Source organism: Stenotrophomonas sp. SMYL8 (genome assembly GCF_036320065.1).
In the GTDB taxonomy this organism is placed as follows: domain Bacteria; phylum Pseudomonadota; class Gammaproteobacteria; order Xanthomonadales; family Xanthomonadaceae; genus Stenotrophomonas; species Stenotrophomonas maltophilia_A.
The window spans coordinates 52572-73232 of the sequence record NZ_JAWIRR010000015.1 but is presented as its reverse complement, the minus strand read 5'-3'; the positions used below and the strand labels follow the sequence as shown (position 1 = coordinate 73232).

Genomic DNA, 20661 nt, shown 5'->3' with positions numbered 1-20661 from the left:
CCATGTCGCACGCAATGTCGCGCCTGGGCGCGATGATGTTTCTGCAGTTCTTCATCTGGGGAGCGTGGTTCGTGACCCTCGGGACGTACCTGGTAAAGGGCCCGCTGCAGGCCAGCGCCAGCCAGGTGGCCACCGCCTTCCTCAGCCAGTCGATCGGCGCGATCGTGGCGCCGTTCCTGGTCGGCCTGATCGCCGATCGCTACTTCGCCGCGCAGCGCATCCTCGCGGTGCTGCACCTGGCCGGCGCGGTACTGATGTGGCTGGCGTCCACCGCCACCAGCTTCAGTGTGTTCTCGGCCTGCGTGATGGGCTACATGCTGCTGTTCATGCCCACGCTGGCACTGGCCAACAGCGTGGCGATGCGGCACATGCAGTCGCCCGAGAAATAGTTCCCGCTGGTACGCGTGGCCGGCAGCATCGGCTGGATTGTCGCAGGCGTGCTGATCGGCTGGCTGGGCTGGGAGCAGGCCCATCGGCTTGAACTGACGTTCCGGATGGCGGCGCTGGCATCGCTGGTACTGGGCCTGTATGCGTTCACCCTGCCACACACGCCGCCACTGGCACAGCAGCGCGATGCCGGGCTGGGGCAGATCCTCGGGCTGGATTCATTGCGGCTGCTGAAGTCGCGCGCCTACCTGGTGTTCTTCCTGGCGTCCATCGCCATCTGCATCCCGCTGTCGTTCTACTACAACTTCACCAATCCGTATCTCAACGACCTGGGCGTGCGCGGCGCCGCAGGCCTGCAGTCGCTGGGCCAGGTTTCCGAGGTGCTGCTGATGCTGGCCATGCCGTTCCTGTTCGTTCGCCTTGGCGTCAAGACGATGCTGGCGGTCGGCATGGCGGCCTGGGTGGTGCGCTACGTCCTGTTCGCCTTCGGCGATGCGGGCAGCGGCTTCTCGCTGCTGGTGATCGGCATCGTGCTGCACGGCATCTGCTACGACTTCTTCTTCGTCACCGGCCAGATCTACACCGATGCCCATGCCGGCCCCGCCGTGCGCAGCAGCGCGCAGGGCTTCATCACCCTGGCCACGTACGGCGTGGGCATGCTGATCGGCACCTTCCTGTCCGGCGCGGTGGTGGAGCACTTCACCACCGAGGCCGGCCCCGACTGGCAGCAGATATGGCTGTTCCCGGCCGGCGTCGCACTGCTCGTGCTGGTCGCCTTCCTGTTGCTGTTCCGCGAGCGGCCGGCGGCCGCGGCCGCGCCTTCCACGCCCTGAGGACCGCAGCCGATGCCAAAGCTTGGAATCGCCATCGTCGGCGCCGGCATGATCGGCACCGTGCACCGCCGGGCGGCCTTGCTCGCCGGTGCCGAGGTACGCGGCGTCGCCGCTTCGTCAGCGCAGCGCGCGCGTGAGATGGCGCAGCTGTGGAATGTCCCGCGCGCCTATCGGGACATCGAGGAGGTGATCGCCGATCCGCAGGTGCAGGTCGTGCACGTCTGCACGCCCAACCATCTGCACCGCGCGATGGCGCAGGCCGCGCTGGAAGCCGGCAAGCACGTGATCTGCGAGAAGCCGCTGGCGACCACGCTGGACGATGCGCAGGCCCTTGCAGCATTGGCCGCCTCGACCGGCTTGGTTGCCACGATCCCCTTCGTCTACCGCTACCACCCGGTGGTGCGCGAGGCGCGCGCACGCATCGCCGAAGGCGATCTGGGGCCGCTGCACCTGATCCACGGCAGCTACCTGCAGGACTGGCTGCTGGACCCGGCCAGCAACAACTGGCGCGTGGACCCGGCGCTGGGTGGCGCATCGCGCGTGTTCGCCGACATCGGCTCGCACTGGTGCGACCTGGTGGAATGGGTCAGCGGCGAACGCTTCGCCGAGGTCAGCGCGGCGTTCTCTACGGTCATCGCCGAGCGCGGCGCCGTCAGCGGGCAGAGCTTCAGCACGCCAACCGCGGCCAGCGCAATGCAGGCGGTAACGAGCGAGGACGTAGCGGCGGCGATGTTCAGGACCGGCGCCGGTACGCTGGCATCTCTGACGGTCAGCCAGGTCTCGGCCGGACGCCACAACCGCCTCTGGTTCGAGATCGACGGTGCCAACGCCAGTGTGGCCTTCAACCAGGAGGACGCCGAGCGCCTGTGGATCGGCCTGCCCGACCAGCGCGAGGAGATCTTCGTGCGCGGACCGGGCGCCGGCGGTGCCGAACAGCGCCGGCTGTCGGTGTTGCCGGCCGGCCACGCGCAGGGCTACGCCCAGTGCTTCGAAGCGTTTGTCGCCGACACCTATCGCGCCATCGAGGGCGAGCGGCCGCAGGGCCTGCCCACCTTCGAGGACGGCCTGCGCTCGGCGCAGATCGTCGATCGTGTCATTGCATCAGCCAGGTCGCGTGCCTGGACCACCATCGGTTGAAACCCGGGAGGATCTGTTGATGAAAGCCCTTGTCCATGGAACTGCAAGCCTCATTCTGCTGCTCGCTGCCCTGCCCGCTTTTTCAGTCGAAGCTGTCAGCACGCAGAAGCCGATCGCGGTACAGATGTACACCCTGCGCGATGCCGGCTCGCTCGAGCAGCAGCTGAAGATCGTCCACGACGCTGGCGTCCATGCGGTGGAAACGGTCGGCACGCAGAACACCAGCGCCGCCGAGCTCAAGCAGCTGCTGGACCGGTATTCGATCAAGGCAATTTCATCGCATGTGCCGCTGGCCGAGCTGCGCAGCAACCTGGATGGGGTGGTGACCTTCAACCGGTCGATCGGCAACACGACGCTGGTGGTGCCGTACCTGGACAAGAAGGATCGCCCGGGCGATGCCGCCGGCTGGACCGCCCTGGGCCAGGAACTGGGCCGCATCGCAAAGCAGGTGCGCGGCAAGGGCATGCGCCTGGCCTACCACAACCACGACTTCGAACTGGCCGACTTCGACGGCAGGACCGGACTGGAGCTGCTGTTCGCCGCCGCCGGCCCCGACCTGCAGACCGAGCTGGACCTGGCCTGGGTCGCGCGTGCAGGCCTGGACCCGGCCGTGATGCTGGCAAAGTTCCGCGGCCACGTATTCGCGGTGCACGCCAAGGACAATGCACCGAAGGGCCAGGCCCAGGACGAAGGCGGATTCGCCGCGGTGGGCCAGGGCGTGCTGGACTGGAACGCGATCCTGCCTGCTGCGGCAGCCGCCGGCGTGCATTGGTACATCATCGAGCACGACCAGCCACGCGATCCGGCCAGGATCATCCAGACCGGTGCGGACTATCTGCGTGAACACCTGACCACGAATGCGCCTGCCCATGCGCAGCGCTGACGCATCAAGGAGCCCCACATGAAAATGATCCTGGCAATGGCCGTGGCCCTGGGCGGCATGAGCGTTGCGACAGCAGCATGGTGCAAGGACGATCCGGCTGCGGGTGCAAAGCTCTACACCGCGAACTGCGTGGCCTGCCATGGTGTGGATCGTGCGGGCATGCCGGGCGCATTCCCGGCGCTCACCGACATCGGCAAGCGCATGGCACCCGCACAGATCAAGGAAAAGATCAGCAAGGGCGGTGGGCTGATGCCGCCCTTCTCCCAGCTGTCACAGCAGGAGATCAACGACATCGCCAGCTACCTGGCGAAGTAAGCGGCCGGCGACCACGCTGGCCGCGTGCCCCTACAGCTCGCGCACCCAGATGTTGCGGTAGCTGACCCTGGAGTCATGTTCCTGCAGATAGAGCGGCGCACACGCATGCGGCGCGTAGGAAGGCGCGCCGATGTACTCGGTCTTGCCCGCCAGCACAGTGTCGTCCTGCACCAGCACGCCGTTGTGCAGCACCGTGATGCGCGCGGGCGACACAAGCCCACCGCCCTGCGAGAAGCGCGGCGCCTTCCAGAGGATGTCGTAGGCCTGCCACTCACCCGGTGCGCGCGAGGCGTTCACCAACGGCATGGCCTGCTTGTAGATCGAGCCCGCCTGGCCATTGGCATAGGTCGGGTTGTTGTAGCTGTCGAGCACCTGCAGCTCATACAGCTCCTGCAGGAAGATGCCGCTGTTGCCGCGGTTCTGCCCGTCGAAGCCCTTCGTGTCGGTAGGCGTGCGCCACTCGACATGCAGCTGGACGTCGCAGAAGCGTTGCCTGGTGCGAATGCCCTTGCTGCCGGGCACGACGGTCATGGCGCCATCGGCAACCTTCCAGGGCACGCCTCCGCCCTGCTCCGACTCCCACGCGGAGACATCCTTGCCATCGAACAGCACGATTGCGTCGGACGGGGCCCTGCCTGGCGGCGTGGCCACGGTCGCAGGCACCGGCGTCCACACCTCGGTCTTCTTCGGGTCGCGCGCGGCGTCGGCACCGTTCTGCGCGAACACGGGTGCGGCGGCCAGCACGGTGGCCGCGATCAGCAGCGGCTTGATCATCCTGTTGCGCTCCATCAGCTGGTCCCCCAGGCGGGCGTGCCGGGAACATAGGCAAGATCGCCGTCGTAGCGCCCCGGCACGGCGACGTACTGCAGCACCCCGGTCGCGCCGACCTTCGAGGTGAAGAAGCCAAAGATGGCCAGCTGCTTGAGCATCGTGAAGTAGTGCGGCATCGCCTCGCCCTCTTCAGGCGTACCGGTCTCGGTGACCTCGGCCGTGTGTGATTTTGCTTCCGCATCCAGCGTGCGCAGCAATTCGGTGCGGGCTTCCGGCGCGAGCGACACGAAGCGGCCACCGGCGCGCTTGTCGATATCGGCCAGCCCTGCGCGGAAGGTCGCCTGCTGCCGGGCGGTGTAGCAGTCGCTGACGAAGGTCGCCATGAACAGACCAGCGCCCGCGTCTTTCGCCCCTGGTGTCCGGGTCCGCGGCAGGATGGTCTCGGCGATCTCGTCCAGCGTGGCGACGTCGGTATCGGAGAAATGAATCTTGGTAGCGCCCGCCGGCGCCTGACCCTGCGCAAGGGCAGGCAATCCAACCATGGCCGCACCGGTGGCGGCGACGATCATCTTCAACAGCTCGCGGCGATCCATCACAGGTTCCCCGCTTTCAGTTCGCGCACGGCGTGGTCGGCCGCGCGCGCGGTCAGCGCCATGTAGGTCAACGAAGGATTCACGCAGGCGCTGGAGGTCATGCAGGCACCGTCGGTCACATAGACATTGGGTGCATCCCAGACCTGGTTGTGCTGGTTCAGCACCGAGCTCTTCCGATCACGTCCCATGCGCGCGGTCCCCATTTCGTGGATGCCCTTGCCCGGGGCGTAATCGTTGTCGTGCATCTTCACGTCCTTGACGCCGGCCGCCTCCAGCATCTCGGCGGCATCGGCGGCCATGTCCTTTCGCATCGCCAGTTCGTTGGCACGCATGGCAACGTCCATCGCCAGCACTGGCAGCCCCCACTTGTCCTTGCGGTCGCGGTCCAGGCGGATCGTGTTGTCGTGGTGCGGCAGCATCTCGCCGAACCCGGTCATGCCGATGCGCCAGTCACCGGGCACGGTCAGCGCCTCCTTCAGATCGGCACCGATGTTGAGCTCGGCGATCTCGCGCGACCACCCCGTGCGGCTGGCGCCGCCCTGGTAGCCGAACCCGCGCAGGTAACCGCGCTTGTCGGCCGCGACGTTGCGGAAACGCGGAATGTAGAAGCCGCAGGGGCGACGCCCGAAGTAGTACTTGTCTTCGTACCCCTCGACGCGGCCGGAGGCACCCGCACCGAAATGATGGTCCATCACGTTGTGCCCGAGCTCGCCCGACGATGAGCCCAGCCCGCCGTCCCAGACGTCGGTAGCCGAGTTCATCAGCAGCCACGTCGAGTTGAACGACGACGCGTTGAGGAAGATGATCTTGGCCGTGTACTGGTAGGTCTGCCCAGTCTCCGCGTCGATGATCTCCACCCCGCGCGCACGCTTGCGGTCCTTGTCGTAGAGCACTTCCTTGACGATCGAGAACGGCCGCAAGGTCAGGTTGCCGGTCTTCATCGCCGCTGGCAGCGTCGCCGCCTGGGTCGAGAAGTAGGCACCGAAGGGGCAGCCCAGGATGCACTTGTTGCGGTACTGGCAGTTGACGCGCCCCTGCTCGGGCATGGGCTTGGTGATGTTGGCGGTGCGCGAGTGGATCATATGGCGCGTTCCGCCAAAGGCCTTCTTGATCCGTGCAGCTACGTCCTTCTCGACGATATTCAACGGGATCGGCGGCAGGAACTCACCATCCGGCAACACGTCCAGCCCTTCGCGGGTGCCAGCGATGCCGGCGAACTTCTCCACATGGTCGTACCAGGGCGCGATGTCGGCATAGCGGATGGGCCAATCGGCTGCGATGCCGTCCTTGAGATTCGCCTCGAAGTCCAGGTCGGAGAAGCGATAGCTCTGCCGGCCCCACAACAATGAGCGGCCGCCGACGTGATAGCCGCGGAACCAATCGAAGCGTTTGGTCTCGATGTAGGGTGAGTCCTGTTCGTTGGCCCACATCCCTTCCAGGTTCTCAGCCAGGCCGTAGTCGCGCATCAGCACCGGGAAGTCGGCCTTCATCGCCTGCGTTGGCCGGTTTCGGTGCGGGAAGTCCCACGCCTCCTTCATCGCATTGACGTAGTCCTTGACGTGTTCGATGTTGCGCCCGCGTTCCAGCATCAGGACCTTCAGGCCCTTCTCGGTCAGCTCCTTCGCCGCCCAACCGCCACTGATTCCCGAGCCAACAACAATGGCGTCGTAGTGATTATCTGCCATGGGTTTCTCACCTGGGTGGATATCGTTTCAGACGTCGCAGAGGCGGATCGCCTCGCGCAATGAGCCAACGGGATCGGGCGCTGCAGGCGTGAACTCCTGCGCCAGATACCCCTTGAAACCGGTGTCGCGGATCGCGCGGCAGATGGCCGGATAGTGGAGCTCCTGCTGGTCTCCAATCTCGTTCCGGCCGGGCACGCCTGCGGTGTGGTAATGCTTGAAGCAGGCGTGATGCTTGCCGATGGTGGCGATGATGTCGCCCTCCATGATCTGCATGTGGTAGATGTCGTAGAGCAGGCCGAAGTTGTCCGAGCCGAGCCGCTGGCACAGCTCCACACCCCATGCGGAGTGGTCGCACAGGTAGTCGCGATGGTCGACCTTGGAATTCAGCAGTTCCATCACCAGCACCACCCCGCGCTTCTCGGCGTGCCCGAGGATGCGCTTGAGGCCGGCCTCGGCATTCGCGATGCCTTCGGCGGGGTCCATACCGTTGCGGTTGCCGGAGAAGCAGATCAGGTTGCGATAGCCGGCATCGGCGACCAGATCGATGTGCCGCGTGTAGCGCTCCACCAGCTGGTCGTGGAATTCGCGGCCGGCGAAGCCCTTGGTCAGGCCCAGCTCCGCGCCGTTGCACATCGAGCTGTACACGCCATTCGCCTTCAGCGTGGACCAGTCTTCCGGGCCGACCAGGTCGATCGCTGCAAAGCCGATGTCCTTCACCGTCGCGCAAAGCTGGGCGACGGACAGCTGCGGGAAGGTCCAGCGGGCGACAGAATGCTTCAGGTTACCCTTGAGCGGCGCCATGGCGGCGAATGCGGGCAGCGTACCCGCAGTACCCAGAGCTACGCCTCCAGCAACCGCCATGCGCAACGCATCGCGCCGCGTGAGGCCCGTCGCCGAGGCCGGTCTGATCGAATGGATGGACATCCACCTGCCGGCCTCCCAACCGGTATCAAACGCAACGATTCACAGCAATGCAATCGATTGCACCATAGGGGAGGAAATTGTCTGTTTGCAAGTCGCGGTGCACGAAAACCGATGCTGCGGGGCACAACTCCGAAGGGATTCCGGATAAAGAAAAGCCCCGCATGAGCGGGGCTTTCTTTTCTGCTGCGAACGAGCGTTCGATCAGAAGGGTTGTGCACACATGTTGTGCATACCTCATTACTAGAAATCTCTCTAAAACACTGCCATTCTAGGAATTCATTCACCATTGATAGCACCAGTTATTCTACCAAATGGAAAATTTGGGTGAGAAAGAGTGCCCGCTGACCTCAATCCTATATTTTTCTCAACACTGCAGAGGCTCCAACTCACCGGCGTCCCGGCAATCCCCGCAAATCAGATGACCTCAAATTGGAATTCCCTCGAAATCTGACCCGAGGAGGTTCCATGAGAAAGCCCCTATTTTTTGATAGCCAGATCATTGCCATGCTCAAGCAAGCCGAGGCAGGCACCCTAGTAGCAGAGCTGCGTCGTCCCAATACACCTAGGGCGTGAAGGCCTCAGCGTCAACGTAGAAAGGACAATGGCTATGGAAATTGACTGAGCTGCGGCCGGCCACGGGGCTGTCCCCACCCACATTCTGAACAGCCAGATTGCAGCGAAGAAAATAGCATTGAGCCACAGCACAATTTGGATAATTTTTTTAACTCATCCCGTGGAATGCTCCCCGTATCTGCGGACAGGTTTCCTTACTTGCGCGCCGGTTAGCATAGCGCGCCGAAACTCCCGGGGTGAGCGGAAGCGCAGAGCGCTATGTCGATGGTGCTCGCTGTAGCGCTCGAAGGCCAATGCCACCTGGCCAATGGTGGTGACCGCATCGGGTTGCGTCGATCGTTCGCAACCGTTCCAAGGAGCCGCTCAGCCATCTACATTGAGCTAAGGTCCGAGGAGCTTAGGCAAGATCTGCGGATGCCAGCTACTGCTGATCCCTGGCGTTCAGACGACACGGGAGTTGCCGCATACGTACGGTCGCTGGAGCAAAGGCTCAGCGTGATCGAGCAGATGGTGATTGGTCTTTCACAGACACTGCGTGGCCTTAGGCCAGTTTCGCTCCAGCAGGCGCTCATCTCCGGGACGCGAGAAGGAGATTCCCTTGGCTTGGTCGCTGGAGCGCAGGAGAGGCCATCCGACACCGAAGTATCCGAGTTGATACAGAAGTTACTGAACGAGCGCCATGTCAGTCGGTTCGGTCTTCGGTTAGATCGCTCTGTCTTCAACAGCGCCACTGGGGAGGAACTGCTCTCATCCGAGGATGTCTCTACCCTTCAGCGTCTGAGGTAGATCGCTGCTTCTCAACCAGGCGCTGATCGGCTGGCGGGAGCTCTGACCCACGACGTGTGCGGTCTTCGGTGCCGCGCGACCCGCCTCCGCCTTCGGCTGTGCGCTAGGCCAAGCCAGCAGGTGCATGCTGGAACGTTTTAGCGACGAGAACTTGCGGCATGTGTAAGACGTATCGCGGAAGGGCAAAGCGTCCAGTAGTCACTGTCCGATCCCAAGAGGCTCCCTAGCGCGACCTCAATAGCTATAGGTCTGCGCCAGTCGGCGTTGGGCAAGAAGGAGAACTCCCTCGGGCCGAGTCTTGCTTCTTGCTCCCGTCGCTGAAGCCATCGCGATCTGATCTGCATCTCTTTACAAAGTGCTTGCATGGCGGCCTCTTCGTTCATCTCAGTCTGCAACATGACACTAGCTGCCACACGCATCCCCGACCATGCGACATATCGCCGTCTGCCCGAGCTGAGGTTGAACCACGGGCTCTCCTGCATTGCGATGACTCCGTTTGCTCGCTCAGGACTTATTCGGTGCCGTCGAAGAAGGTTCGCCAAGTATGCGGATATCTCGTCGTTGACAAGCCGCCCCCACAGAGCGACGCGAGCTTCTGTATGGGCCGGCCCTTGCCAGCCATTTAGTGCAACTGCCAGCGCATTGCGAAGGTTTGGGAGAGCCTGCCACGCCGGAGAGTATGTCCAGGCGAAAGGGTGGTAAAGGGACCTTCGAGTGGATGGTGAATCGCTGGTCTCGGTCAGCAGTACTCCCGCCGCCTGGAGGTTTCGCAGCAAACTCCACACAGGCCCGTCATCTGAGGCGACCGGGGCATTTCTTGTAACAGAGTCTTCGAGTGCACACCACAGGCACGAGTAGTACGGTCCAAGGGACGCGACCAGTGAGGCCAAGTCTGGCCTCGCAGTCAATAGGGTCAGTTGATCAAGTCCATGGCGCACTCAGTTCCAAGGGCTCCCACCAGTGAGCGATCTTACCCACCAGCCAGTTGCATTGTCTACATGATTTTCATGTAACGCGGCACTGGGCCATAGATTGCTGTCCGCTTCCTCGAGCGGGCGGAATGGCAACCAAGACGATCTACCAAGAAGCATACCGGCGTCTCGTTGAGCAGCTTCGGGCGAGACGGGAGGCTATGGGAATTAGCCAAGTATCGCTTGCCTCGCACTTGGATTGGCCGCAGCAAACTATCTCTTCCATTGAGGCCGGTGCCCGGAGATTGGACTTGCTCGAGTACCTCAGGCTCACCTCGGCCCTTGGCATGAGTGCTGCAGAGGCAAGCTCGCTTTTGATGTCAGAGTGGAGGGCGATGCGCGTCCCTCCAGTTCGCTAAGGCGCGATGGCCAACGCCCGGTTATCAGGGGCGAACTGCTCCTTCTGTTGCTGGTGGTCAGTTGATCACTATTACGATTCCGGCGTAACGCTTGCCATTGATCGGTCTCCAAGCTGCGATTTGGGTGCATTGAGCGAAGTCGATTGACGGGGACGCTATGAGTCCTCTTGCCCGAACTCGGTACGGGCTGCCCGCAGCACGCGAGCTGGATCAGAGGTCAGGGCTTCGGCAGGTGGCATGCCGTTGAGCAGAGCGTGCGGTGAGAGAAACCACTCTGCCTCACTCCATCCGGTGCTGCGAAATAGCCTGTCCGGCTCGATCTCGAAATGATCGAGTGCACGCAGTACTGACAGGATTTCTGCCAAATATTCAACGGGTTCGCCATTTTCACCAAACTGCCAGTCTGGGTAGCGATAGCCGGGCACAGGCTTCGTTACATAGACCCCGAGTAGCTGGCCGGCTCTGCGCAGCTGACCGGCTAGGCCGCTACCACTGGTCAATGACGGGCCGAGCTGTGAACTGACTTCGGCGGCGCTATGCCACTGTGCGGCAAGTTCATCTCGCCTGACGGCGGCGTCGGACAGGATCTTCTGGGCCGATGAGCAGGCGTCGGAACGCCGTGGTGCGCCCGTTGCTTCTGCCTGTGGCTTTAGCTGTACTTGGAGAGATGCTTCAGTGAAATTGCCCGTTGCGTGGATGCGATCGAGCAGGAGTCGAAGCGCGATCGCTAATCCCTCGTCCTCTGACGGGTAGGGAGACGCAAACAGAGGTATCTGAACCCACAGATGCTCCTGTCCTGGGTGTACATAGGGGCGATGATCATCAAGCAGCAAGGCCGCGCCTAATTTTGGTGTGGCTAGCCGTAGATCCTTCGTGCTGCCCGTCCAATGGATGTATTCAAGGCTCGCGAACCACGGAGGCGCGCTTCCTTCACGAACCAACAAATCGGCAATGCTGCGAAAGCGCTCTTCCGGCACAGTCGTAAACATCATGAGCTGACTGAAGTGCGATCGGACGTCCTCCAAGAACCGACAGAGGCCGGGTCTTGGAATCTGGCTTATCGCATTGGAAATGAGTGTCCCTTCGAGGTCCAATGCCAGAATGCTCGGCTTCATGTGTTGTCTCTAGCGAGGAGCGTGTGTACACCTTGCTCCTGGACACTCTCGCTGTCCAACACGTGAGCCTACTGGTGCACATGCAGCGTGAGCCTACTGGTACGCATGCAGCGTGAGCCTACTGGTACTTGTTGCCTGCAACTGACAAAAGGATCACCTTTGCTGTGCTGCTCGGCAGGGCGGCACCACTTGGTCGGCTGGAATGTTTAGCTCAAGGATCGGCATAGGAGCCATGGGTGGTCGCCGCTGCGCTGCGGCTCTCTTTGTTGCCGCGATGAGGGATCGACAATGTTCAGAACCAGTCACACACATCCTCTGCATATCGCCACGATCCCTGTCGGAGTCAGTGGCGGCGCAGTAGGTGTAACTTTCGCGCCAGGGAAGTTTCAGGAGGCCGCGATGACGGGGCCATGGAGTCGTGACATTGACGTGGATCTTTGCGCGATTCGCCAGTGGGGCGCGGGGTACTTGATCTCCCTGATTGAGCCATGGGAGTTCGATGAGCTTAGGATTGCCGCGCTGCCAAAGCGGGCGATGGCGCAGGGAATCAAATGGTACGGACTTCCAATCGTAGACGGCGCAGCGCCGAACAGTTCTTTCTTGGAGGCATGGCGCGAGCTGGGTCCAGCACTCAGTCGTGAATTGTTGCGCGGAAGCCGCGCAGTTGTTCATTGTAAGGGCGGGCTAGGACGAGCTGGCACCGTAGCGTGCTTGTTGCTTTTAGAAACAGGCACGGCTGCCACAGGTGAGCAGGCCATGAGCATGGTTCGTCAGGTCAGGACGGGTGCGATCGAGACGCGTGAGCAGGAGGACTTCATACGCGCCTGGAGTCCAGGTCCGGGCAGCCAAGCTACAGGCAACTGACACCGTCGACCGGTCGGACTGCGAAAGGCATAGGTTTTGGACCGCGGGCGCCTAGGTAGCGCTCTTGCTCGATTCCGTACGTAGGGAGTCCTCGGAAGCCGGCCGGCGCAGCGTCGACAGGATGGTGCACTCAGCTCGCTGTCCGCCGTGACAACTGGCGATTACCCGTTCCAGCTCGTTGGCCATACGTTGCAAGTCTGCCATCCGGGCGCGAATGTCGGACAAGTGGCTGCGGGCCAGACGATCCACATCCACGCACGACAGGCCCTCGTCGCCGGCCAGCTGCAGCAGGCTACGGACCTCTTCCAGGCTGAAACCCAAGTCCCGACCGCGGGCAATGAAGCGCAGGCGCTCAATGTCCGGCAATCCGTAGACCCGGTAACCATTGCCTGATCGTCCCGGCCTCGGGAGCAAGCCGATGCGCTCGTAGTAGCGGATCGTCTCCAGATGGCACCCGCTGGCGGCGGCGGCGTCACTGATTTTCATTCGTAGTAGGCTTGACTCCGTAGTAGCTACGGACTTTACCCTCATGGACCCTGCCATGCCAGCGGACCGCGCCGGCCCGGCTCCCCTGCGATGGAGAAGATCCGATGAGTGATTGCGGCTGCCACCACGAGGCAAAGAACGCGCAGGAACGGCGCGTGCTGTGGATCGCTCTGGCACTGAACGCTGCAATGGCGGTGATTGGCGGCATTGCCGGCTGGATCGCCCATTCCACCGGCTTGCTTGCCGACGCACTGGACATGCTCTCCGACGCCACGGCCTACGCCATTGGGTTGGTCGCTATCGGTCGGACGGCGCGCTTCAAGGCCAACGCTGCTTGGGTTAGCGGTAGCGTGCTGCTGATTCTGGGCGTTGGCGTGCTGGTCGAGGTCGGCCGCCGCGTACTCCACGGGGCTGAACCGGTAAGCGGGTGGATGATCGGTACGGCTCTATTGTCGCTAGTGGTCAATCTCGCGGTCCTTCGCATGCTGGCGCCACTGAAGTCTGGCGAAGTACATCTGCGGGCAACGTGGCTTTTCACCCGAGCCGATGTGGTAGCCAACGTGGGCGTGATCCTGGCTGGCCTACTGGTGTGGTGGCTGGCCAGTCCATATCCAGATTTCGTAATCGGTGCCTTTATCGGCCTCTACGTGATGAAGGAAGCCTTTGAAATATTGGGCGACGCGCGCCGGGCACGCGCCGACGCGCGCAAGACCCCTGCATGACCGCGGGCGGCCAACTGGGATTTTCCCTGCGCTGATTGCTGCTGGCGAAATTGGCTGTCGGCCGGGATTTGCCTGAAATCGAGGCCGAAACGCGTACAGATGCGTATGAGCATCAGGTCGCGCCCTTTCGACCGCCAATTGCCGGGTGACGCATGTAGGCGCAGGCCGATCCCTGTGATCTCAAGAACCTTCGGAGTACTTCCATGTCTGTGCGATGGGCGGCCTTGGCCGCGTTGCTGTTAACGGGCGCAGTAGCGATGCCTGCGGTGGCGGCCGAATTGATGACCTTGGACGATGCCTTTGCACGCGTAGCCCAAACCCATCCGGAGCTGCGTCTGGTCGATGCGCGAGCCACTGTCCTCGCTGCCGAGCGAGATAAGGCGATGCAGCGTCCACCGTGGACGCTCGGTGCCGAGGTCGAAAACGCGCTGGGCACCGGCGCGGCCGGTGGCTTGGACAGCGCCGAGCTAACCTTGAGCCTGAGTTCGGTGCTGGAGCGCGGCGGCAAGCTCGACGCCCGCCGTACCTTGGCACAAAGCCGGATTGATGCGCTGGCCGTGCAGCGCGAGACCGGGCGCCTGGACTTGCTAGCCGAGACGGCGCAGCGCTATTTGGCTGTCGTTGGTGCCGACCGGCAACGAAGCCTAGCGGACATCGATGTTGGCCAGCGCCAGCGAACCGTGGTGGCCGCCAGGCAGCGCCTGCAGGCCGGCGCCTCACCCGAGTCGGTGCTGCTCACCGCGCAGGCAGCGCTTGCGCGGGCCGAGCTGAAGCGTGATCGGGCCGAGCAACAGCGACTCGCTGCTCGTCAGCATCTGGCTGCTTTGTGGGGCGAACGTACTCCCACCTTCGAAGTGGTCCCGGCCGATCCGATGGCCCTGCCGGCGATCGCCTCCATGCAGACGCTGGCCGATGAGTTGGAACGGACTCCGGAATTGGCGCAGTTTGCCGACGCCCGCCGGATCGCGCAGGCACGCCTGCAGCTGGCGCGTTCAGCGGCCTCACCGGACCTGTCCTGGCAGCTCGGAGTGCGCCGACTACAGGAGACCGATGACACCGCGCTGGTCGCCAGCTTATCCATGCCGCTGGGCAGCCGCAGCCGCGCACAGCCAGAGATTCGAGCCGGCGAAGCCGAGCTGCAGGTCCTGACGATCGAGCGCGAGGCCAAGGGCCTGTCGCTGTACTCCACGCTGGTCGAAGCCCATGGCCGCTACACCGTGGCACAGGCCGAGGTGGCGCGCCTGCACGACGACGTGTTGCCGAAGCTGGCCCGAGCCGAGCAGGCCGCTGAGCGTGCCTATCGTGCTGGGGCGATCAGTTACCTGGAATGGGCACAGTTGCAGTCCGAACGTACCGCCATGGCCCAGCAACAGCTGGACGTCGCCTTGGATGCGCAGCGCGCCCTGATCGAAATTCAACGACTGACCGGCCAGGCGCTTGTCACGCCGCCGGCTGCCGCTTCCACTGGAGAGACCCCATGAATCGCTTTTCCTGGACCGCACTGGGCATGGCTCTGATGCTGGCGGCCTGCAACGCGTCGACCCCCAACGAAGCATCCGAAGGAGGCCACGCCGCTGAGGGCGAAGAGCACGGCGAGCACGAGGAAGCGCCGCTGGAAACCGAGATCTCGGCCAAAGCTGCGCAGGCGGCGGGAATCCAGGTCGCGCCGGCTGGACCCGGTGAGATTGCCGATGAGCATGAGGTACAAGGGCTGTTGACCCCAATCGATGGGCGCATCGCGCAGGTCACTGCACGCTTCCCCGGACCGGTCCGTTCCGTGCGAGTGGGCGTGGGTGACCAGGTACGCACCGGCCAGGTGCTCGCGACAGTGGAGAGCAACCTCAGCCTGACCACCTACACCGTTACCGCGCCGATCAATGGCGTGGTCATGGCGCGTACGGCCGCCGTGGGCATGTCGGCGCCTGAGGGCGCCCCGCTGTTCGAGGTAGCTGACCTGTCCACGCTGTGGGTGGACCTGCACATCTTCGGCGCCGACGCCCAGCACATCGGTGCCGGCGTGCCGGTGACGGTCACCCGCTTGAGTGATGGCGTCACGGCGCAGACCACATTGGAGCGCGTCCTGCCCGGCACCGCCACTGCCAGCCAAAGCACTATTGCCCGCGCAACCGTAGCTAACACCGATGGGCTGTGGCGGCCGGGTTCAGCGGTCAAGGCGCGGGTCACCGTGGATCGCCAATCGGCGTCGCTGGTGGTTCCGATCACCGCCCTGCAGACCGCACAGGACCAGGACGTTGTCTACGTGCAGCAGGGCGAGACGTACCACACCCGGCCGATCAAGCTGGGGCGCCGTGACGCCGAACGCGCCGAAGTGCTGGAAGGGCTCAAGGCGGGTGAACGAGTGGTGGTGGCCCAAAGCTTCCTGATCAAGGCCGACATCGAAAAATCCACTGTGGAAGAGGAATGAGGCCCGCCATGCTCGAACGCCTCATTGGTCTGTCCATCCGCCACCGCTGGCTGACGCTGGTGCTCACCGCTGCGCTAGTCGCACTGGGCGTGTGGAGCTACCGTCACCTGTCCATTGACGCCACGCCCGACATCACCAACGTCCAGGTCCAGATCAACACCCAGGCCCCGGGTTACTCGCCGCTGGAGGCCGAGCAGCGAGTGACCTTCGTCATTGAAACGGCCATGGCCGGGCTACCAAAGCTGGACTACAGCCGCTCGCTGTCGCGCTACGGACTCTCCCAGGTCACTGTCGTCTTCAAAGACGGCACCGACCTGTACTTTGCCCGCCAGCAGGTCGCCGAAAGGCTACAGCAGATCGCATCTCAGCTGCCCGAAGGGTTGGACCCGGAGATGGGTCCCATCTCTACCGGCCTGGGCGAGATCTTCATGTACACCGTGGAGGCTGAGCCCAACGCCCGCAAGCCCGACGGCACCCCGTATACCGCCACGGACCTGCGCACCCTGCAGGACTGGGTGATCCGGCCGCAGCTGCGCACCACGCCTGGAGTGACCGAGGTCAACACAATCGGTGGCTTTGAGCGGCAGATCCACATCACCCCGGATCCGGCCCAGTTAGTGGCACTGGGCTTTACGCTGAACGATGTGGTCGCAGCGGTCATGCGCAATAACCAGAACATCGGCGCCGGCTACATCGAGCGCAACGGCCAGCAATTTCTGGTGCGCGTGCCCGGCCAGCTGGCCAATCTGGACGCGATTGGGAACATCGTGCTGGACCGGCGCGATGGCGTGCCCATTCGCGTCCGCGACGTCGCTAGCGTAGGCGAAGGCAAGGAGCTGCGCACGGGTGCGGCGACCCAGAATGGCCATGAGGTCGTGGTCGGTACCGCCTTCATGCTGTTCGGCGCAAACAGCCGGGAAGTCTCCCAGGCAGCCGCGGCCAAGCTGGACGCCGCCAACGCCAGCTTGCCCGCTGGCGTACATGCAAAGGCCGTCTATGACCGCACCGCGCTGGTGGATCGCACCATTGGCACGGTGTCCAAGAACCTGATCGAAGGCGCGCTGCTGGTGGTGGTGGTGCTGTTCCTGCTGCTGGGCAATGTGCGCGCTTCGTTGATCACCGCGGCAGTGATCCCGTTGGCAATGCTGTTCACCATTATCGGCATGGTGCGTGGCGGCGTGTCGGGTAACCTGATGAGCTTGGGCGCCCTGGACTTTGGCCTGATCGTGGATGGGGCGGTGATCATCATCGAGAACTGTCTGCGCCGGTTTGGGGAGGCGCAGCACGCACTGGGCCGCCAGCTCAACGACGAAGAGCGCTTTGATCTGACCGCCTCGGCCACGGCTGAGGTGATTCGCCCCAGTCTGTTTGGTCTAGGCATCATCGCGGCGGTCTACCTGCCGATCTTCGCGCTGTCCGGGGTGGAAGGAAAAATGTTCCACCCAATGGCGATCACGGTGGTCTTGGCCCTGACCGGTGCCATGGTGCTGTCGCTGACCTTCGTACCGGCGGCCATTGCCACCTTCCTGCGCGGCCGTGTGGCCGAGCACGACAACCGCTTGATGCGCTGGTCACGTGCCCGCTACACGCCGCTGCTGGAGTGGGCGCTGCGGCGGCGGGTCGTAGTGCTGACAGGCGCGGCCGTGCTGGTGGTGGGGTGTGGCGTGCTGGCCACCCGTTTGGGCTCGGAGTTCGTGCCGAGCTTGGATGAAGGCGACATCACCTTGCAGCCCATGCGTATCCCCGGCACCAGTCTGGAGCAGTCGGTGGCGATGCAGGAAACGCTGGAGAAGCGCTTGGCCCAGTTCCCGGAGGTGGCCAACATCTTCTCCAAGATCGGCACCGCCGAAGTGGCCACCGACCCGATGCCCCCCTCCATGGCCGATACCTTTCTGATGCTCAAGCCCCGCGACCAATGGCCCGACCCGCGCAAACCCAAGGCCGAGCTGGTGGAAGAGCTGGAGGCGGCGGCCAAGGAGATCCCGGGTAGCAACTACGAGTTCACTCAGCCCATCCAGATGCGCACCAACGAATTGATCTCCGGCGTTCGCTCGGACGTTGCGGTCAAGGTCTACGGCGACAATCTTGACCAGCTGACCCGCCTGGCCAGCCGGGTCGAGCGCGTCCTGCGCGGGGTCCCCGGCGCCGAAGACGTCAAGGCCGAGCAGGTTACTGGCCTACCACTGCTCACCATCACGCCAGATCCAGCGGCATTGGCGCGGTATGGATTGAATCCGGGTGACGTGCAGGACACGGTGGCAACCGCCATCGGCGGTAGCGTCGCTGGCCAGCTGATCGAGGGCGACCGCCGATTCGACCTGGTGGTGCGTTTGCCCGAATCGCTGCGGCAAGACCCGGCTGTGCTTGCGGACCTGCCCATTCCACTGCCGGAGAGCACCAGTATCGATGAGTCCAGCCGTGTAGCCGCTGGTGCCAACGGTGGGCCTCGCACTGTTCCACTACGAGAAGTGGCGAAGATACAGGTAGAGCGCGGGCCCAACCAGATCAATCGTGAGAACGGCAAGCGTCGAGTGGTGATCACCGCCAACGTGCGTGAGCGTGATCTTGGCGGATTCGTTGGCGATCTGCGTACCCGCATCGGCCAGGATGTACCGCTTCCAGAGGGGTACTGGATCGATTATGGCGGCACGTTCGAGCAGCTGATCTCGGCCAGCCAGCGCTTGGCGGTGGTTGTCCCGGTCACATTGGCGCTGATCTTCGCCCTGCTGTTCATGGCCTTCGGCTCGGCCAAGGATGCCGCCATCGTGTTCAGTGGCGTTCCCTTGGCATTGACTGGTGGCGTAATCGCCTTGGCTCTACGCGGAATTCCGCTGTCAATCTCTGCGGGCGTAGGCTTCATTGCGCTTTCGGGCGTGGCAGTACTCAATGGCTTGGTCATGATTGCCTTCATCCGCCGACTGCGTGAGCAAGGCGACGCCCTCGAAGATGCTGTCCGGGATGGCGCCCTGGGGCGACTACGACCGGTCTTGATGACTGCCCTGGTGGCTTCCCTTGGTTTCCTGCCGATGGCTTTGAACGTAGGCGCTGGTTCTGAAGTACAGAGGCCGCTGGCCACGGTCGTAATCGGCGGTATCGTGTCCTCGACCGCGCTGACGCTGTTGGTCCTGCCGGTGCTGTACCGCTGGCTACATCGCGACCGCGGCAGTCGTGGCGATGGCGCTATCCAAGAGCCCTCAACCTCATGAACGAGATCAATTTGGAAGAGGTCCGGGCAGCGATGTTCACGGACCCGAGCGTGAAAGCAGTAGACGGCCTGCGGCTGGTCCCAGGCCCGGCAACTGGCCGCGCGATTGTGGCCACGATCACTGTCGCTGCCCCCTCGGCGGACCTTGACGTGGTCCACGCTGTGATCGCCCGCGTACTTTTCGATCAATTCGGCATCGAGCAGGCAGTGCTTTCTTTCAACGACCCTGGGCCGGCGCCGCCGCCACCCACGACGGCGCCATTGAAGAAATTGTGATCGCTGCGACTCTCCTGAGTGCCTACGCAGTTATCGTGTAAACGGCAGCCAAATCCAAAGCGCGATGAGCGTGGTCAGCAGGACGGGGGGCGTCAGGATGAGCCCTACCTTCATGTACTGCCCCCACGTAATCCGTTGGCCTTTTCCGGCAAGGACATGCAACCACAGCAGGGTCGCTAGCGACCCAATTGGGGTCAGCTTGGGACCAAGGTCGTTGCCCACGACGTTGGCGTAGATCATCAGCTCGCGAGTGGCCGTCGATACGTTCGCCCCATCGATAGCAAGCGCACCGACCAGTGTCGCAGGCATATTGTTCATAATGGAAGCGAGAGCAGCGACCGCAAAGCCCGTACCAATCGTTGCCACGAAGCTACCCTGCGTTGCCAACCACTCTAGGATTGCACTCGCCGCGTCAGTCAGCCAGGCATTACCCAGTCCGTAGACGACTAGATACATGCCGATCGAGAACAGCACGATCTGCCAGGGTGCGTCACACAGGATCTTGGTCACAGCCATTGTGGCGCCCCGGCCTCCAGTCGCCCAGCGGCCTGCAATACCCATCAGCACTAGTGCAGCTGCACCCGTCACCAAAGCAATAGGAACGCCGAGCGGCCCGGTTACGAAGTACGCAATCAGTAGCAGTACTAGAAGAGGCAGCGCTGCGCGAAAAACTGCCACGTCGCGTATCGCGTCGCGGGGCGCTTCTAGATCCTCGACTGGATACCTACTGGGGATGTCGCGCCGGAACCAGAGCCATAGGACGATCAAAGTAGCTCCGACCGATACCAGGTTCACCGGCACCATGATCGCGGCGTAGCGCCCAAAGGACACGTCAAAGAAGTTCGCTGTAACGATGTTGACCAAGTTGGAGACAATGAGCGGAAGGCTGGCGGTATCGGCGATAAATCCGCAGGCGACCGTAAATGCCAGCGCGCCGGCAGGCGGGAAATTCAAGCGCAACAGGATCGCAAGAACAATCGGAGTCAGCAGAAGAGCCGCGCCGTCGTTGGCAAACACTGCAGCAATTGCAGCTCCCAGCAGGACAATGAGCGGAAAAAGCTTCCGACCATTGCCGCCGCCCCAACGGGCCACATGCAGGGCGGCCCACGCGAAGAAACCGGCTGCGTCGAGAATGAGAGAGATGATGATAAGAGCGACGAAGGTGAACGTTGCATCCCAGACAATTCCCCACACCGTTCCAACATCGTTCCACCCAACAACCCCAGTGGCTAAAGCAACGGCGGCACCGGCGAGTGCCGACCAGCCTATGCCAAGCCCGCGAGGTTGCCAGATCACGAAAACAAGAGTGACGATAAAAATCGCGAGAGCAAGCATGTAACCCACCGTTGGA

16 protein-coding genes and 2 pseudogenes are annotated in these 20661 nt (G+C 63.0%); 11 read left to right on the top strand and 7 right to left on the bottom strand.

Annotated elements, in window-relative coordinates:
* The first annotated feature begins 2 nt into the window (after positions 1 to 2).
* The 4 genes and pseudogenes from V3B25_RS13340 to V3B25_RS13325 all read left to right on the top strand — a co-directional run bounded on the left by V3B25_RS13340 (position 3) and on the right by V3B25_RS13325 (position 3555).
* Positions 3 to 1220, top strand: a pseudogene (locus tag V3B25_RS13340) (nucleoside permease).
* A 12-nt stretch (positions 1221 to 1232) separates the two neighbouring features.
* Positions 1233 to 2357, top strand: coding sequence for a Gfo/Idh/MocA family oxidoreductase (locus V3B25_RS13335; RefSeq protein ID WP_329810829.1), 1125 nt, complete (start codon positions 1233 to 1235; stop codon positions 2355 to 2357).
* Between the two features lie 19 nt (positions 2358 to 2376).
* A complete protein-coding gene (locus V3B25_RS13330; RefSeq protein WP_329810828.1) occupies positions 2377 to 3240 on the top strand; it encodes a sugar phosphate isomerase/epimerase in 864 nt (287 codons plus the stop codon).
* 18 nt (positions 3241 to 3258) lie between these two features.
* The gene (locus tag V3B25_RS13325; protein ID WP_049422746.1) at positions 3259 to 3555 is read left to right on the top strand and encodes a cytochrome c; all 297 of its coding nucleotides are present in this window, start codon (positions 3259 to 3261) and stop codon (positions 3553 to 3555) included.
* A 30-nt stretch (positions 3556 to 3585) separates the two neighbouring features.
* Here the strand turns inward: V3B25_RS13325 and V3B25_RS13320 are convergent, their stop codons facing one another.
* The 4 genes from V3B25_RS13320 to V3B25_RS13305 are packed head-to-tail and all read right to left on the bottom strand — an operon-like array spanning position 3586 to position 7528.
* Complete coding sequence (locus tag V3B25_RS13320; RefSeq protein ID WP_232528269.1) at positions 3586 to 4329, bottom strand: DUF1080 domain-containing protein; 744 nt, start codon at positions 4327 to 4329, stop codon at positions 3586 to 3588.
* 14 nt (positions 4330 to 4343) lie between these two features.
* Positions 4344 to 4919 (bottom strand): gluconate 2-dehydrogenase subunit 3 family protein, encoded by a 576-nt coding sequence (locus V3B25_RS13315; protein ID WP_049422744.1) that lies wholly within the window; start codon positions 4917 to 4919, stop codon positions 4344 to 4346.
* Complete coding sequence (locus V3B25_RS13310; protein ID WP_049422743.1) at positions 4919 to 6604, bottom strand: GMC family oxidoreductase; 1686 nt, start codon at positions 6602 to 6604, stop codon at positions 4919 to 4921. The genes V3B25_RS13315 and V3B25_RS13310 overlap by 1 nt, the downstream gene beginning before the upstream one ends.
* Before the next feature lie 27 nt (positions 6605 to 6631).
* Positions 6632 to 7528 (bottom strand): TIM barrel protein, encoded by an 897-nt coding sequence (locus tag V3B25_RS13305; protein WP_049422742.1) that lies wholly within the window; start codon positions 7526 to 7528, stop codon positions 6632 to 6634.
* A 2419-nt stretch (positions 7529 to 9947) separates the two neighbouring features.
* Between V3B25_RS13305 and V3B25_RS13300 the strand changes: the two genes are divergently transcribed.
* Positions 9948 to 10217: a helix-turn-helix transcriptional regulator gene (locus V3B25_RS13300; protein WP_197599779.1), complete on the top strand. Its 270-nt coding sequence runs from the start codon at positions 9948 to 9950 to the stop codon at positions 10215 to 10217.
* Between the two features lie 155 nt (positions 10218 to 10372).
* Here the strand turns inward: V3B25_RS13300 and V3B25_RS13295 are convergent, their stop codons facing one another.
* Positions 10373 to 11332 carry an NIF family HAD-type phosphatase gene (locus V3B25_RS13295; protein ID WP_329810827.1) on the bottom strand — a complete coding sequence of 320 codons (960 nt, stop codon included), beginning with the start codon at positions 11330 to 11332 and terminating at the stop codon, positions 10373 to 10375.
* Between the two features lie 288 nt (positions 11333 to 11620).
* Between V3B25_RS13295 and V3B25_RS13290 the strand changes: the two genes are divergently transcribed.
* Complete coding sequence (locus tag V3B25_RS13290) at positions 11621 to 12196, top strand: protein-tyrosine phosphatase family protein (RefSeq protein WP_197599780.1); 576 nt, start codon at positions 11621 to 11623, stop codon at positions 12194 to 12196.
* 51 nt (positions 12197 to 12247) lie between these two features.
* On the opposite strand, the gene V3B25_RS13285 is transcribed toward V3B25_RS13290, so the two are convergent.
* On the bottom strand, positions 12248 to 12682 hold the full coding sequence (locus V3B25_RS13285; RefSeq protein WP_197599781.1) for a helix-turn-helix domain-containing protein: 435 nt from the start codon (positions 12680 to 12682) through the stop codon (positions 12248 to 12250).
* A 104-nt stretch (positions 12683 to 12786) separates the two neighbouring features.
* On the opposite strand from V3B25_RS13285, the gene V3B25_RS13280 reads away from it, so the two are divergent.
* From V3B25_RS13280 to V3B25_RS13260, 5 genes and pseudogenes are all read left to right on the top strand, one after another.
* Positions 12787 to 13404, top strand: a complete 618-nt coding sequence (locus tag V3B25_RS13280; protein WP_114618997.1) for a cation diffusion facilitator family transporter — start codon at positions 12787 to 12789, stop codon at positions 13402 to 13404.
* 257 nt (positions 13405 to 13661) lie between these two features.
* The gene (locus tag V3B25_RS13275; RefSeq protein WP_329810847.1) at positions 13662 to 14885 is read left to right on the top strand and encodes a TolC family protein; all 1224 of its coding nucleotides are present in this window, start codon (positions 13662 to 13664) and stop codon (positions 14883 to 14885) included.
* Between the two features lie 137 nt (positions 14886 to 15022).
* A pseudogene (locus V3B25_RS13270) lies at positions 15023 to 15829 on the top strand (efflux RND transporter periplasmic adaptor subunit); the annotation flags it as partial.
* 8 nt (positions 15830 to 15837) lie between these two features.
* Complete coding sequence (locus tag V3B25_RS13265) at positions 15838 to 19035, top strand: CusA/CzcA family heavy metal efflux RND transporter (protein WP_197599784.1); 3198 nt, start codon at positions 15838 to 15840, stop codon at positions 19033 to 19035.
* On the top strand, positions 19032 to 19310 hold the full coding sequence (locus V3B25_RS13260; RefSeq protein ID WP_109337117.1) for a hypothetical protein: 279 nt from the start codon (positions 19032 to 19034) through the stop codon (positions 19308 to 19310). The genes V3B25_RS13265 and V3B25_RS13260 overlap by 4 nt, the downstream gene beginning before the upstream one ends.
* A 30-nt stretch (positions 19311 to 19340) precedes the next feature.
* Here the strand turns inward: V3B25_RS13260 and V3B25_RS13255 are convergent, their stop codons facing one another.
* Complete coding sequence (locus V3B25_RS13255) at positions 19341 to 20645, bottom strand: arsenic transporter (protein ID WP_329810826.1); 1305 nt, start codon at positions 20643 to 20645, stop codon at positions 19341 to 19343.
* Between the last annotated feature and the right edge of the window lie 16 nt (positions 20646 to 20661).